Origin of the sequence: Kribbella sp. NPDC050459 (assembly GCF_040655315.1) — a bacterium.
Classification (GTDB): Bacteria; Actinomycetota; Actinomycetes; order Propionibacteriales; family Kribbellaceae; genus Kribbella.
Map to the genome: position 1 here is coordinate 890,307 of NZ_JBFAJQ010000002.1, position 13,400 is coordinate 903,706.

The window sequence follows — 13,400 nt, forward strand, 5'->3', positions numbered from 1 at the left end:
ATTTTGTAAACCCTCGTCCGCATGGACTCGTTTGCCGATCGGACCAAACGCCGGCTGCGGGACGAGTTGCTGGACGCTGCGCAGGACGCCATCGAGACAGGTGGGTACGACGGGCTTCGGATGGCCGAAGTGGCTCGTCGGACCGGGGTGTCCCGGCAGACCGTCTACAACGAGTTCGGCGACAAGTGGGGCGTACTGGAGGCCGTCGCGGCACGCGAGACCGAGCGGTTCCTGCTGCATGTGAACGCAGCGCTCGCCGAGCAGTCCGATCCGATCGACGGCCTCCGGGCCGCCGTGGAGCGGGCGCTCACACTGGCCGGGGAGAACCCGCTGGTGAAGGCGGCGCTGGGTCAGCCGGGATCGGACCAGGCCAGTCAACTGCTGACCACACGGGGGCAGCAGGTGCTGGAGTTGGCACACCTCCGACTGGATGCCCATGTCAGGGAGCACTGGCCGGAGGTGCCTGCGGAAGACGCGACCAGCTGCGTCGACGTCGCCTTGCGCGTCGTCATCAGCCACATCGTCACCCCCGGCCCTCCCCCGGCGGTGGTGGCGGCGCAGCTGGCTCGTGTTCTGTCACCCTTCCTCGCCGAATCCCGGAGGCAGCACGTATGAACGACCTGCACAGGCAAGGCTTCAGCTCGCTCAAGGCCGGCGGCCTCAACTGGGACGCGATGCCGTTGCGGCTGTTCGACAAGGGCAACCGCAAGTTCTGGAACCCGCGCGACATCGACTTCAGCCAGGACGCGAAGGACTGGCAGGAGCTGAGCGACAACGACAAGGACAACGCGTTGATGCTCTGCTCGCAGTTCATCGCCGGCGAGGAGGCGGTGACCGAGGACCTGCAGCCGTTCCTGCAGGCGATGGCGGCCGAGGGCCGGTTCGGCGACGAAATGTACCTGACCCAGTTCTGCTTCGAGGAGGCCAAGCACACCGCGGTCTTCCGGCTCTGGCTGGACGCGGTCGGCGTCACCGAGGACCTGCACCGCTACGTCGAGAACAACCCGGGCTATCGCGCGATCTTCTACGAGGCACTGCCGGTCGCGCTGAAGTCGCTGTCCGACGACCCGTCGCCGGCCAACCAGGTCCGCGCGTCGGTGACCTACAACCACGTGGTGGAAGGGACTCTGGCGCTGACCGGGTACCACGCGTGGAACCTGCTCTGTACGTCGCGCGGCGTGCTGCCGGGGATGCAGGAGCTGATCCGCCGGATCGGTGACGACGAACGGCGGCACATGGCGTGGGGCACGTTCACCTGCCGCCGGCACGTCGCCGCCGACGCGTCGAACTGGAAGGTCGTCACCGACACGATGGAGGAGCTCCTCCCGCACGCACTGGTACAGATCCAGTGGGCGCTCGACAACTCGCCGGAGTTGCCGCCGGAGATCAACCCGACGGCCCTGATGACGTACGCCGGCGATCGCGCCACCCGCCGGCTCGGCGCGATCGAGTCGGCGGTCGGCGCCGACGTCGCCGGGATCGATCTCGACTACTCGCCGGAGAAGCTCGAGGACGACTTCGGCGACGAGGACTCAGCCGCGCTGGCGGCGGTTCGCTAGCAGGACGAGCAGCGCCGCGGTCGCGAGGACCGCGGGCAGCCAGGTGACCGCCGTCGTACCGAGGCGGTCGCCGACCTGGCCGCCGGTGAAGGCGCCCAGTGCGATCGCTCCGTTGTACACCCCCACCAGGACAGCGGACGACGATTCGGGGGCACTGGGCGCCGCCGCGTGTCCCCAAGCCTGGGTGCTGACGCTCGTCCCGCCGTACGCGAGACCCCAGATCACCAGCAGGACAAGGGATCCCGCGATCGTCGTACCGATGAGAGGCATGGCCAGTGCGGACAGTGCGATGCCGCCCGCGATGACGGTCAGGGCCCGGGACGGGCGGAGGGCGCCGGTCAGGAAGTTGCCGATGACACCCGCCACGCCGTACGCGAGCAGGAAGGTCCCGATCAGCGCCGGACCGGTGTGCGGTTCGAGGAGCGGACGGATGTAGGTGTACGCCGCGAAGTGGCCCGTCACGATCAACGTGACCAGCAGGAGGCCGACGCGGACCTGCTTGATCTGCAGGACATCGCGTACGTCCTTCCACCCCACCGCCTGCTCCGGTGCGAGCGACGGAAGGTGGAAGGTCAGTGCGACGGCCAGCGCCAGGGACAGCACGCCGACGCCTGCGAAGGCCCAGCGCCAGCCGAGGAGTTCACCGACGTATGCGCCGGCCGGGATGCCCAGCACCGAAGCGATTCCGATGCCACTGAAGATGAGTGAGGTTGCAGGACCGGCTGCATGCTCGGGTACGACGCGGCGGGCCAGGCCGATGGTCAGCGTCCAGACACCGCCGATGGAAAGGCCCATCAGGACTCGCGCTGCGATGAACATCCAGTAGACCGGTGCGATCGCGACGACGAACGACCCGAGGGCGAGCAACACCATCAACCCACCCAGCGCTGCCCGGCGGTCCAACCTGCCCAGCGCAAGCGGCAGCACAGGCGCGGCCACTGCCGAGACAAGGCCTGTTGTCGTCAGTGCGAGGCCCGCGGTGCCTTCTGTTACGTGGAGTGATTCGCCGATCGGTGTGAGCAGGCCGACCGGGAGCATCTCGGCGGTCACCACGGTGAACACCGTCACGGCCATCGTGATCGGTGCGGCCCATCCCCGGGTGACTGTCTCGTCGGCGCAGATCGTCGTCATACCTCCAGTGAGCCGTCAGGAGGAGGTGCGGAACAACGGCGATCTGGTCATGCTTGTATTAGCTGAGCTCATCGATCGGAGGTACGCCGTGGCTGTCGAGATCCGTGAGCTGGAGTGCTTCCTCGTCCTCGCCGACGAGCTGCACTTCGGCCGTACGGCGGAACGCCTGTACCTCTCGCAGAGCCGGGTCAGTCAACTGCTGCAGGCGCTGGAGCGACGGATCGGCGGACCGCTGTTCGAGCGGACCAGTCGCCGGGTGGCGCTGACCCCGCTGGGCAAGGAGTTCCTGACGTCGCTGCGCCCGGCGTACGTCGCCCTGGAGCGCGTGGTCGAGAATGCCCGCGAGTACGCCGCCTGCGTCAAGGGGCAGCTCCGGATCGGCTTCCAGGGCACGGTGAACGACGAGATCCTGAACGCGGTGTCGGCCTTCCAGTCGCGCAACCCGAACTGCCTGATCGACGTCTGGGAGCTCCCGATGAACGATCCGTTCAGCGCCCTGCGGCGCGGCGACGTCGACGCGGCCGTCGCGCTGCTGCCGATCGCGGAGGACGACCTCGTGGTCGGACCGATCTTCTCCAAGGTGCCGCAGACCCTCGCGGTGTCGAAGCGGCACCGGCTGGCCGGCCGCCCGTCGGTCGACGTGGAGGACCTGGCCGGCGAGACCCTGATCGGTTTCTCCGGCCCGGCCCCGACCTACTGGCGCCTGACCCAGGCCCCGACGCAGACCCCGGCCGGATCACTGATCCATCGTGGCCCCGAGGTGCGCACCTTCTCGGAGGGCCTCTCACTGATCGCCGCCGACCGCGGCGCGATGCTCGTCTGCCAGGCCACCGCCAGCCGCAACCAGCGCGCCGACATCATCAGCATCCCGCTGACCGGCGTCCCCGACTCGGCCCTGGCCCTGAGCTGGCGCCGCGGTGAGGAAACCCCTGCCCTGCAAGCGTTCGCGGAACACCTCAAGGTCAGCTGACGAGCTTGTGCACCTCGGTGTCGGCGGGAGCGACGAGACGGCCGTCGGCAGCGCGCACTTCTAGTGGCCGGAGCGGTTGCTGATCGCGGCGATCCAGCAGGTGTGAATGCGGTTCGCCGGGCTCGAAGGCGAAGGCCTCGCCCCATTGGCGCAGCGCGACGATCACCGGGAACAGCGCCTCGCCCTTGGCGGTCAGCACGTACTCGTGCCGGGCGCCGGCCGGGACCGTCTCGAGGATCCCCTGGTCGACCAGGGACCGCAGCCGGGCGCTGAGGATGTTCTTGGCGACGCCGAGGCTGCGCTGGAAGTCGCCGAACCGGCGGCTGCCGTCGAACGCGTCGCGCACGATCAGCAGCGACCACCAGTCGCCGACCGCGTCCACCGACCGCGCGACCGGGCAACTCTCGTCGTCGAACCGGGTCCTCTTGACCATCCCGCACCTCCTGGTTGCAACATGCTACCAACTGATCTTACGGTAGCAAGATGCAACCAAAACTTCTCGCGATGGCAGCCGGTGTCGCGGTCGCCACCGTGTACTTCGCCCAGCCGCTGCTCGTGACGATCGGCGCGGACCTCGGGATCGCCGCCGGGACGGTCGGGTTGTTCGTCACCGTGACGCAGGCCGGCTACGGACTCGGCCTGTTCTTCCTTGTCCCGTTGGGCGATCTGCTGGACCGGCGCCGCCTGATCCAACTCCAGTTCCTGCTGCTCGCCGCAGCCCTGCTCGCGACCGGCCTCGCCCAGAACGCCGCGATGCTCCTGCTGGGCCTGGCCACCGTCGGCACCCTCGCCGTAGTCACCCAGTCCCTGGTCGCGTACGGCGCCGCGCTGGCTGATCCCACCCGACGCGGCCGCGCAGTAGGCACCGTCACCACCGGAATCGTCCTGGGCATCCTCCTCGCCAGAACCACGTCCGGCATCCTCACCGACCTCCTCGGCTGGCGAGCGGTGTACCTCGCCGCCTGCGCCACCTGCCTGGCAATCGCCCTGCTCTTCACCCGCCGAAGCGCGCCGGCGCCGTTGGGCGCGGGTTCGGTGCCGACCTACGGTCAGCTACTGAGGTCGACGGTTGGGCTGTGGCGGGAGCCGCTGTTCCGGGAGAGTGCCGTTCGGGCGTTCTTCGTGTTCGCGTCGTTCAGCACGTTGTGGACCTCGATCGCGCTGCCGTTGACGGAGCGCGGGCTGTCGCACACCGAGATCGGCGCGTTCGGACTGATCGGCGCGGCGGGGGCGTTCGCCGCCGGGCCGGCCGGGCGGCTGGCGGATCGCGGACAGGGGCGGATCGTCGTCATCGGAGCTTCGATGCTGCTGGCAACGAGTTGGCTGGTGACGGCGCATTCCCTGGTGGGGTTGGCGATCGGCGCCGTGCTGCTCGACCTCGCAGTACAGGCGATCCACGTCACCAACCAGAGCCTGATCTACCGGCCGGACGCCGGCAGCCGGCTGATCGGTGGGTACATGATGTTCTACTCGCTGGGCAGCGCCGTCGGCGCGATCGCCTCCACGGCGCTGTACGAGCGTGCCGGCTGGATTGCCGTGTGCGTCCTGGGCGCGGCCTTCGGCGCGGGGTCGCTGCTCAGTTCAGTCCGAGGAGCTCGACGGACTTCTCGCGCATCTCGACCTTGCGGATCTTCCCGGTGACCGTCATCGGGAAGGCGTCGACGAGCAGGACGTATTTCGGGATCTTGAAGTGCGCGAGCTTGCCGGCGGCGAATGTCCGGACCGCGTCGGCGTCGAGCGGGTCGGCGCCCGGCTTGAGCTTGATCCAGGCGCAGAGCTCCTCGCCGTACTTCTCGTCGGGGACCCCGATCACCTGGACGTCGGCGATCGCCGGGTGCGTGTAGAGGAACTCCTCGATCTCGCGCGGATACACGTTCTCGCCGCCGCGGATGACCATGTCCTTGATCCGGCCGACGATGTTCACGTAGCCGTCCTCGCGCATCGTCGCGAGGTCGCCGGTGTGCATCCAGCGGGCCTCGTCGATCGCCTCCGCGGTCTTGTCCGGCTCGTCCCAGTACCCGAGCATCACCGAGTACCCGCGGGTGCACAGCTCGCCGGTCTCGCCGCGCTCGACGACCAGCCCGGTCGCCGGGTCGACGAGCTTCACCTCGACGTGCGGCATCACCCGGCCGACGGTCGACGTCCGGCGGTCCAGGTCGTCGTCGCGCCGGGTCTGCGTGGACACCGGCGAGGTCTCGGTCATGCCGTAGCAGATCGCGACCTCGGCCATGTGCATGTCCGCGACGCAGCGCTTCATCACCTCGACCGGGCACGGCGACCCGGCCATCACCCCGGTCCGCAGGCTGGTCAGGTCATAGTCCGCGAAGCCCGGCAGGCCGAGCTCGGCGATGAACATCGTCGGTACGCCGTACAGCCCGGTGCAGCGCTCGTCCTGGACGGCCTGGAGCGTCGCGGCCGGGTCGAACGCCGGCCCCGGGATCACCATGCAGGCGCCGTGCGTGGTGCAGCCGAGGTTGCCCATGACCATGCCGAAGCAGTGGTAGAAGGGGACCGGGATACACAGGCGGTCGTCGGCGGTGAACGCGATCGTCTCGGTGACGAAGAAGCCGTTGTTCAGGATGTTGTGGTGGCTGAGCGTCGCGCCCTTCGGGAACCCCGTCGTACCGCTGGTGTACTGGATGTTGATCGGGTCGTCGAAGGACAGCTCCGCCTCGCGGGCGTGCAGCCCGTCGAGCGGGATCCGGGACGCGTCGTCGCGCAGTCCGTCCCAGTCGCCGGTGCCGAGGTAGACGATCTGTTCGAGGGCCGCGCAGTCGGGCTTCACCTCGTCGACCATCGCCCGGTAGTCGCTGGTCTTGAACTCGGTCGCGGAGACGAGCAGCCGGACCCCCGACTGGTTCAGCGCGTAGGACAGCTCGTGGGTGCGGTACGCCGGGTTGATGTTCACCAGGATCGCGCCCATCAGCGCGGTCGCGTACTGCGTGATCGTCCACTCCGCCTGGTTCGGCGCCCAGATGCCGACCCGGTCGCCCTTCGCGATGCCGCGGGCCAGCAGGCCGCGCGCGACCAGCTCGACCTCGGCGCCGAACTCGTCGTACGTCCAGCGCCGCCCGGTCTGCACCTCGACGAGCGCCTCGCGGTCGCCGTACTCGCGGATCGTGCGTCTCAGGTTCGCGCCGATCGTCTCGCCCAGCAACGGAACCTCGGACACCCCGGACGCGTACGACGGCTGGCTCATGGTTGCCATCGTCACGCTCGTCAAATGCGTCTGCAAGTGCACGTGCGGCAGGAAACAGGGGGTGGACGGCAAGCAATGTCCTTACCAACTCTGCGTCACGTCGGTCGCGGAGCGTGTTTGGGCCGTTACCTTGGAGTGGAGAGGTGTGAGGCGATGGGCCGATCCGTGGAAGGTCACGCCCGCAGCGACCGTCCGCCCGGGCGTACTGCCGAGGCGGCGCAACGTACCGCTGCGGTGCAGGAACGCGTCCAGGTCCTGGGCGGCATCCTCGCCGGCGCGCTGGCGGTCGACGTCCACGGCACCGATCTGCAGACCCTGAAGCGGGCGCCGCGGCGCGCACCGCCGACCGTGCCGCCGGCCGATCTCGAGGCGCATCCCGGACCTGTCTGGGATGCGTTCGTGCCCCAGCAGCCGGGCCGGTTCCGGTGGTGGGGCGCCGAGCGCCGGTTCATGCGCCGGCTCGCCGATGCGGAGGACAGGTTCGCGGAGGCGATCGAGCGGCACCGTGCTTTTGAGGAAGCCCGCAAGGAGCGGGTGGCACGAGCGCTGCGGGAGCAGCTCGAGCACCAGCGCCGGCTCGACGAGGCGACCGCGGAACAGCATGCGCGGATCGACGCGTACGAACACGCGGTCCGCACCCGCGATCGCGCCGCCGTGACGCGGTACTTCACCCGGGCGCTGGATCGCGTGCTGGAGCCGCTCGACTTTCCACGCCGGCGCAAGGTCGGGTACGTCCCCGAGTCGACGCTGCTCGCTGTGGAGTGGGATCTGCCCGACGTCGGCGCCGTACCGGCCGAGGCGTCGTACCGCTATGACCGCTCGCTGGATGCGGTGCTGCCGGTCATGCGGGAGCCGCTGGAGCTGCGGCGGCTGTATCAGCAGCTGGTGGCGCAGCTGGCTCTGCGCGCGCTGCACTCGGTGTTCGGGAGCGACAGGTACGGCGTGGTCGAGACCGTCGTGTTCAACGGGATGGTCGAGTCGGTCGACCTCACGACCGGGCAGACCGTGCGGCCCTGTCTGATCACGTTGCGGGCGACCCGGGAGCAGTACCAGGCGCTGGTGCTCGACCAGCTCGATCCGGTGGCGTGCGTGCGGCACTACTTCGCCGCTGAGGTGTCACGGCACCCGGAGGAGCTGCAGCCGGTCGAGCCGGTGCTGGAGTTCGATCTCGCCGACCCGCGCGCCGTCGAGGCGGTCGACGTGATCAGCGAGATCGACGCCCGCCCGAACCTGCTGGAGCTCACTCCCGAGGCCTTCGAGCACCTGGTGCACAACCTGCTCACGCGGATGGGGCTGGAGACCAGACTGTTCCGGCGCGGGACGGACGGCGGGATCGACTGCGTGGCCTACGACCCCCGGCCGATCACCGGCGGCAAGTTCGTCGTCCAGGCGAAGCTCTGGACCCGCACCGTCCCACCGTCCGCCGTCCGCGACCTCTTCGGCACCGTCGTCGACGCCGGCGCCACCAAAGGCATCCTGATCACCACCTCGGGCTTCGGCCCCACCAGCTACCAGTTCGCCAACGGCAAACCCCTCCAACTCATCGACGGCACCGCCCTACTGGCCCTCTGCCACCACCACGACATCCCCGCCCGCATCATTCCGCGGGCTAGTTGAGCGGGGATTCGTAGACCTGGAGTTCGGTGCCGCCGGGGTTTTCGCCGTCGTCGGGGGCGGTGTAGAGGCGGAGGGTGGTGGGGGTGGTTTCGAGGGCTACCGGGTTTCGGGTGGCGCTGTGGTTGGTGGTCGGGGAGAAGTACGGGAACGGGATCTCGTGCAGGATGCGGTTGGTACGGAGGTCGAGGAGGGCCAGGCCGCCCAGGTCGTACGACGTGTTGTTGGGGCCGGCCAGGGTGGTGACGCCGCCGCAGAGCTGCTTGCCGCGGGCGGCGTAGTCGCAGTCCTGGTAGTCGAGCAGGTGGGATTCGTTGGCCATCTTGCCGAGCTGCTTGCCGGCGGGCGTCCAGTCGTAGAGCGTGCGGGAGCCCCAGCTCACCCCGTGGACCTGACCGGTCGTCCGGTCGCGCACCACTCCCCCGACGTGGTCCTGCACCCGGAAGCGCTCCGTGACGCGGTAGGTCTTCGGGTCGACCGTGTAGACGATCGCCCGCGAGTTCGGCCGGTACTCCGCCGCCGGCACCCACACGTCCTTCCCGTCGAAGTCCAGCCCGCCCGGGTGGTACGCCGTACCCTCACCGACCCGGATGTCCTTCTTCAGATTCCCCTGCCGGTCCAGCACGAAGACATGCCCGATCCCCTTCCCGGGGGTCCGGTCGTACCCGTCCACCGGCACCGGGTACTTCACCGGCGCCTCCAGCACCTCGACACTGCTCAGAAAGATCAGGTCCCCGACCAGCGCGATCCCCTGCGGGTGGTATGTCGGGAACTTCAACGGCACACGCTGCACCAGCTTCCAGGCCGTACTGCGGTCCGTGGCCTGGAAGGCACGCGTGACGTCGGAGTCCCGCCCGGTTGCCTGGGCGGTGGTCAGACCGGTGAGCAACACACCGGTCAGGGCGGCGAATGTCAGCAGTCGTCTGCGCATTGACGGTCTCCTCGGATCGAAAGTCGATGCTGCAGTGTGAGATGCCCAGATGACTTGCAGGTGATGCCAAACTGACCGTTATGGACACAGGGGTGAGTGTTGTCGGGTCTGGGCAGGTCTCCGGTAAGCCGGATGTGCTGCGGGTGACGTTCGGCGTCGAGCAGGTGGCGCCTGATGTGGCGGCGGCTGTCGCTACGGTCGGGGAGCGGACGGACGCCGTGCTGGCGGCTCTGCGCGCCCAGGGCGTCCAGGACTCGCAGCTGGGGACCAGTTCTGTGAGCGTGTTCCAGGAGTACCGGGAGCCCGGCACCGACCCGGCGTACCGGGCCTCGCACACGGTGCTGGTGGAGACGAAGGACCTGACCGGCTTCGGCGCGCTGCTGAACGCGGCTGTCGGTGCTATCGGCAACAGCCTCGCCCTGCACGGGCTGCAGTTCGACATCGAGGACAAGTCCGCGCTGCTGGCCCAGGCCCGGGAGCTGGCCTTCCAGGAGGCCAAGGAGAAGGCGGCGCACCTGGCCGCCCTGTCCGGCTACTCACTCGGCTCGGTGACCGCGATCTCCGAAACCCAGGGTCACGTCCCGATGCGTCCTGAGGCCATGCTCGGGGCCAAAGGCGCGTACGACTCCGCAATCAACGTTGTACCCGGCGACGAAACCGTCGTGGTCTCGCTCCAGGTGCACTTCGCCTGGGCGTAACTCGCGTCTCAAAACGCGCACAGGGGTTGCGCGCTGGGTACAGACAGAGAGACTTCTCTCATGTACGCACCGGCACCGCTGCGGCGGCAACTGAGTCGGTCCGGGCTGTTACTGCTCGGGCCGGCGTTCGTGGCTGCCGTCGCGTACGTCGACCCCGGTAACTTCGCGACCAACATCGCCGCCGGTGCGACCTACGGTTACCTGCTGTGCTGGGTGGTCGTCGGCGCCAACCTGATGGCCGTCCTGGTGCAGTACCTGGCGGCCAAGGCGAGCATCGCGACCGGGCGGACGCTGCCGCAGCTGTGCCGCGACGAGTTCCGGCGCTCGACGTCGACCGGGCTGTGGGCGCAGGCCGAGGTGGTGGCGGTCGCGACCGACCTGGCCGAGGTGGTCGGCGGCGCGATCGCGCTGAACCTGCTGTTCGGCGTACCGCTGCTGGTCGGCGGCGTGATCACCGGTGTGGTGTCGTTCGCGCTGCTGGTCTACCAGTCGAAACGCGGCCAGCGGCCGTTCGAGGCCGCGATCATCGGTCTGCTCGCCGTCGTCCTGGTCGGCTTCGTGGTGTCCACCGTGAAGTCGGACCCGTCGGCCGGCAGCGTCATCGGCGGCTTGGTGCCCCGGCTGGACGGGACTGAGTCGCTGGTACTGGCGGCCGGCATGCTCGGCGCGACCGTGATGCCGCACGCGATCTGGCTGCACGGCGCACTGGTGACGGACCGGCACTGGAAGACCATCCGCTCCGAGAACGGCAAGTCCCGCGTGCTGCGGGCCACCCGGCTCGACGTCGCGGTCGCGATGGCGCTCGCCGGCGCGGTCAACCTGGCGATGGTCGTGGTGGCCGCGGCGGCCCTGAAGGGCACGGGCGCCGACTCCCTCGAGGCGGCCCACGTCGCGATCGGTGACCGGCTCGGTCAGCTGCCGGCCCTGCTGTTCGCGCTCGCGCTGCTCGCCAGCGGCTTCGCCTCCTCGTCGGTGGGGACGTACGCCGGCTCGGTCATCCTGGACGGCTTCTGGCAGCGTCATGTCCCGCTGCCAGTACGGCGCCTGATCACACTGATCCCCGCGCTGCTCGTCCTTGCGATCGGCATCGACCCCAGCCGCGCACTGGTGGTTTCACAGGTGGTGCTGAGCTTCGGCATCCCGTGCGCGCTGTGGCCGTTGGTGAGATTGACCGCCTCCCGGCGCGTCATGGGCGACTTCGTCAACCGCCGGGCGACTACTCTCGCGGCATGCCTGGTAGCCACCGCCGTCACGGCCCTCAACGTCGTACTGATCGTGCTGACGCTGCGGGGATGACGTGACCCGGGTGTACGCCGTCAGCGACATCCACGGCCACCTGGAGAAACTGACCGCCGCGCTGCACGCCGCCGGCCTCACCGATGCCGACGGCAACTGGGCGGGCGCGGACGTCAGGCTGTGGTTCCTCGGCGACTTCTTCGACCGCGGCCCGGACGGGATCGGCGTCCTGCGCTTCGTGCGCGGCCTGATCGACCAGGCACCCGACGGCACTGTCCGGATGCTGCTCGGCAACCATGAGATCCTGGCACTCGGGATGTACAAGTTCGGCGACACGTTCGTCCCGCACGACGGCCTCACGCTGCGCAGCTTCGAGCGCTCCTGGGCCCTGAACGGCGGCCAGGACCGCGACCAGGAGCTGCTCACCGACGACGACGTGGCCTGGCTGCTCGACCGGCCGATGCTCGGGCTGGACGCCGACCAGCTGCTGATGCACTCCGACACCGCCGAGTACGTCGAGTGGGGCGACACGATCGACCAGATCAACGCCGCGGCCCGGGCCGAGCTGCACTCCGACGACATCGAGGTGTGGTGGGAGATCTGGCGCCGGATGACGTCGCGGTACGCGTTCCGCGGCCCCAGCGGTCCCGAGGTGGCCCGGATCATGCTGCAGCATCTCGGCGGCCGCCGGATCGTGCACGGCCACAGCATCGTCGCCGACCAGCTCGGCATCGACCCGCAGTTCCTGACCGGGCCGCACCTGTACGCCGATGGCCTGGCCCTGGGCATCGACGGCGGCGCCTTCGACGGCGGCCCCTGCCTGGTCGTCGAGCTCACCGCGGACTGACCCGACGACCGTAGGCAGGGCTGGGTCTACTTGTCGGCGGTGAGTGTGCCGCCGATCGCCCAGCTCTCCGGCGGGGTCTCCTGGATCCAGACCTGGACGCTCTCGGCCGGGACGCCGAGGCTGTCGACGAACGCGTCGGTGACCTTCTGGACCAGTTCGCGCTTGAGTTCCGGGGTCCGCGGACCCTGCAGGACGGTGACGACGGGCATCGGATTTCCTTTCGTTGACGGCTTCTGAGCCCATTCCAGTCGCCAGGGCCGCCGCGAACGAGACGCAGTTGCGATGTCCTGCGATCACTCGAACTGATCGGACGCCCTCCGGCAGGCCTCCAGCAGTACGGCGAGGTCGCCGCCGACCGTCGTACCGGCCGGGACCGCGAGGCTGGTGGTCAGCGCCAGCCGTGGGCGTGGTCTGCGGAAGACGACGCGTCCCTCGCGGAGCAGGCGGGCGTGGGACTCGTAGATGACGGTCCAGCTCGGGGCGCCGGCGCCGATCGCGGCGTGGGTGTCCTGCAGGTTGTTCGAGCGCGGGCCGAGGACCGGTTCGAAGCCGGCGGCAGCGCAGGCCGACAGGACCAGGTCGACCAGCGGCGGGTTCGTGCGGCGGTCGGTGATCCTCAGGGGAAGTTCGCGAAGATCGGTCAGGTCGACATCGTGGCCCGGCGCGGCGGTCCTGGGCAGGGCGATCAGCAGGTCGTCCTCCCAGACCGGGACGAACTCCAGGCCGGCTGCCTCGTCCGTGCCGCGGACGAAGGCCGCGTCGAGCTGGCCTGCCTTCACCCGCTCCAGCCGGGCGCGCGTCGACGTACTCACCAGCTCCACGTGCATGCCTTCGGACGAAAGCTCCGCGACGACGACCTCGAGCCGTTCGCCCAGTCCCGTGCTGGTTCCGAGCCGGAGGCGGCGGGTGGGAGCGGCGGTGGCCGCGGTGCGGGCGTGTTCGACGGCGGCCAGGACGGAGCGGGCGGCGGGGAGGAAGCGCTGGCCGGCCTCGGTGAGGCGGACGGCGCGGGCCGAGCGGTCGAAGAGCTGGACGCCGAGCTCGCGTTCCAGACGGGCGATCTGCTGGCTCACGCCCGGCTGGCCGATCCCGAGCTGCTCCGCGGCGCGGCCGAAGTTCAGCAGCTCCGCGACGGTGACGAAGTACTGGATCTGTCGGAACTCCACCCGCCGATCATCGCCGATCCTGGGAATGGCGCCGGGCCGGGCGGGGTTG

Annotated in this window: 14 protein-coding genes; 8 read left to right on the forward strand and 6 right to left on the reverse strand. The window is 69.3% G+C overall.

Going from position 1 to position 13,400, the window contains the following annotated elements; translation table 11 throughout:
- Window positions 1-21 precede the first annotated feature (21 nt).
- On the forward strand, window positions 22-615 hold the full coding sequence (locus AB0I12_RS10310; RefSeq protein ID WP_359927349.1) for a TetR family transcriptional regulator: 594 nt from the start codon (window positions 22-24) through the stop codon (window positions 613-615).
- Window positions 612-1,559, forward strand: a complete 948-nt coding sequence (locus tag AB0I12_RS10315; protein ID WP_359927351.1) for a R2-like ligand-binding oxidase — start codon at window positions 612-614, stop codon at window positions 1,557-1,559. Before AB0I12_RS10310 ends, AB0I12_RS10315 begins: the two co-directional genes overlap by 4 nt.
- Here the strand turns inward: AB0I12_RS10315 and AB0I12_RS10320 are convergent.
- Window positions 1,533-2,690, reverse strand: a complete 1,158-nt coding sequence (locus tag AB0I12_RS10320) for an MFS transporter (RefSeq protein ID WP_359927354.1) — start codon at window positions 2,688-2,690, stop codon at window positions 1,533-1,535. The two genes, AB0I12_RS10315 and AB0I12_RS10320, sit on opposite strands and share 27 nt — an antisense overlap.
- Before the next feature lie 7 nt (window positions 2,691-2,697).
- On the opposite strand from AB0I12_RS10320, the gene AB0I12_RS10325 reads away from it, so the two are divergent.
- Window positions 2,698-3,660 (forward strand): LysR family transcriptional regulator, encoded by a 963-nt coding sequence (locus AB0I12_RS10325; RefSeq protein ID WP_359927357.1) that lies wholly within the window; start codon window positions 2,698-2,700, stop codon window positions 3,658-3,660.
- Here AB0I12_RS10325 and AB0I12_RS10330 read toward each other — a convergent pair.
- The gene (locus AB0I12_RS10330) at window positions 3,653-4,093 is read right to left on the reverse strand and encodes a helix-turn-helix domain-containing protein (RefSeq protein ID WP_359927359.1); all 441 of its coding nucleotides are present in this window, start codon (window positions 4,091-4,093) and stop codon (window positions 3,653-3,655) included. The two genes, AB0I12_RS10325 and AB0I12_RS10330, sit on opposite strands and share 8 nt — an antisense overlap.
- A 50-nt stretch (window positions 4,094-4,143) precedes the next feature.
- On the opposite strand from AB0I12_RS10330, the gene AB0I12_RS10335 reads away from it, so the two are divergent.
- Window positions 4,144-5,301, forward strand: a complete 1,158-nt coding sequence (locus tag AB0I12_RS10335) for an MFS transporter (RefSeq protein WP_359927362.1) — start codon at window positions 4,144-4,146, stop codon at window positions 5,299-5,301.
- Here AB0I12_RS10335 and AB0I12_RS10340 read toward each other — a convergent pair.
- Window positions 5,237-6,859: an AMP-binding protein gene (locus tag AB0I12_RS10340; protein WP_359927364.1), complete on the reverse strand. Its 1,623-nt coding sequence runs from the start codon at window positions 6,857-6,859 to the stop codon at window positions 5,237-5,239. The two genes, AB0I12_RS10335 and AB0I12_RS10340, sit on opposite strands and share 65 nt — an antisense overlap.
- Before the next feature lie 153 nt (window positions 6,860-7,012).
- Here AB0I12_RS10340 and AB0I12_RS10345 point away from each other — a divergent pair, with 153 nt between their 5' ends.
- Entirely contained in the window at window positions 7,013-8,476 is a 1,464-nt protein-coding gene (locus tag AB0I12_RS10345) for a restriction endonuclease (RefSeq protein WP_359927366.1), read from the forward strand.
- Here the strand turns inward: AB0I12_RS10345 and AB0I12_RS10350 are convergent.
- A complete protein-coding gene (locus AB0I12_RS10350; RefSeq protein WP_359927369.1) occupies window positions 8,469-9,404 on the reverse strand; it encodes a DUF6454 family protein in 936 nt (311 codons plus the stop codon). The genes AB0I12_RS10345 and AB0I12_RS10350 overlap by 8 nt on opposite strands.
- Window positions 9,405-9,496: 92 nt before the next feature.
- On the opposite strand from AB0I12_RS10350, the gene AB0I12_RS10355 reads away from it, so the two are divergent.
- Genes AB0I12_RS10355 through AB0I12_RS10365 form a run of 3 tightly spaced genes read left to right on the forward strand, consistent with a single transcriptional unit; the run spans window position 9,497 to window position 12,185 of the window.
- Window positions 9,497-10,102 carry an SIMPL domain-containing protein gene (locus AB0I12_RS10355; protein WP_359927371.1) on the forward strand — a complete coding sequence of 202 codons (606 nt, stop codon included), beginning with the start codon at window positions 9,497-9,499 and terminating at the stop codon, window positions 10,100-10,102.
- Window positions 10,103-10,162: 60 nt separating this feature from the next.
- Window positions 10,163-11,398: an Nramp family divalent metal transporter gene (locus AB0I12_RS10360; protein WP_359927373.1), complete on the forward strand. Its 1,236-nt coding sequence runs from the start codon at window positions 10,163-10,165 to the stop codon at window positions 11,396-11,398.
- 1 nt (window position 11,399) lies between these two features.
- Window positions 11,400-12,185: a metallophosphoesterase gene (locus AB0I12_RS10365; protein ID WP_359927376.1), complete on the forward strand. Its 786-nt coding sequence runs from the start codon at window positions 11,400-11,402 to the stop codon at window positions 12,183-12,185.
- A gap of 26 nt (window positions 12,186-12,211) precedes the next feature.
- Here AB0I12_RS10365 and dmpI read toward each other — a convergent pair whose 3' ends face one another.
- Together dmpI and AB0I12_RS10375 are read right to left on the reverse strand one after the other, a co-directional pair.
- Window positions 12,212-12,394, reverse strand: a complete 183-nt coding sequence (gene dmpI, locus AB0I12_RS10370; RefSeq protein WP_355699624.1) for a 4-oxalocrotonate tautomerase DmpI — start codon at window positions 12,392-12,394, stop codon at window positions 12,212-12,214.
- An 84-nt stretch (window positions 12,395-12,478) separates the two neighbouring features.
- A complete protein-coding gene (locus tag AB0I12_RS10375; RefSeq protein WP_359927379.1) occupies window positions 12,479-13,351 on the reverse strand; it encodes a LysR family transcriptional regulator in 873 nt (290 codons plus the stop codon).
- Between the last annotated feature and the right edge of the window lie 49 nt (window positions 13,352-13,400).

Excerpts from the sequence above, each read along its gene's own strand:
- AB0I12_RS10345 (WP_359927366.1), top strand. The coding sequence starts at position 7,013 with ATGGGCCGATCCGTGGAAGGTCACGCCCGCAGCGACCGTCCGCCCGGG.
- AB0I12_RS10330 (WP_359927359.1), bottom strand. The coding sequence starts at position 4,093 with ATGGTCAAGAGGACCCGGTTCGACGACGAGAGTTGCCCGGTCGCGCGG.
- AB0I12_RS10335 (WP_359927362.1), top strand. The coding sequence starts at position 4,144 with ATGCAACCAAAACTTCTCGCGATGGCAGCCGGTGTCGCGGTCGCCACC.
- AB0I12_RS10340 (WP_359927364.1), bottom strand. The coding sequence starts at position 6,859 with ATGAGCCAGCCGTCGTACGCGTCCGGGGTGTCCGAGGTTCCGTTGCTG.
- AB0I12_RS10360 (WP_359927373.1), top strand. The coding sequence starts at position 10,163 with ATGTACGCACCGGCACCGCTGCGGCGGCAACTGAGTCGGTCCGGGCTG.
- AB0I12_RS10320 (WP_359927354.1), bottom strand. The coding sequence starts at position 2,690 with ATGACGACGATCTGCGCCGACGAGACAGTCACCCGGGGATGGGCCGCA.
- AB0I12_RS10315 (WP_359927351.1), top strand. The coding sequence starts at position 612 with ATGAACGACCTGCACAGGCAAGGCTTCAGCTCGCTCAAGGCCGGCGGC.
- AB0I12_RS10310 (WP_359927349.1), top strand. The coding sequence starts at position 22 with ATGGACTCGTTTGCCGATCGGACCAAACGCCGGCTGCGGGACGAGTTG.
- dmpI (WP_355699624.1), bottom strand. The coding sequence starts at position 12,394 with ATGCCCGTCGTCACCGTCCTGCAGGGTCCGCGGACCCCGGAACTCAAG.
- AB0I12_RS10350 (WP_359927369.1), bottom strand. The coding sequence starts at position 9,404 with ATGCGCAGACGACTGCTGACATTCGCCGCCCTGACCGGTGTGTTGCTC.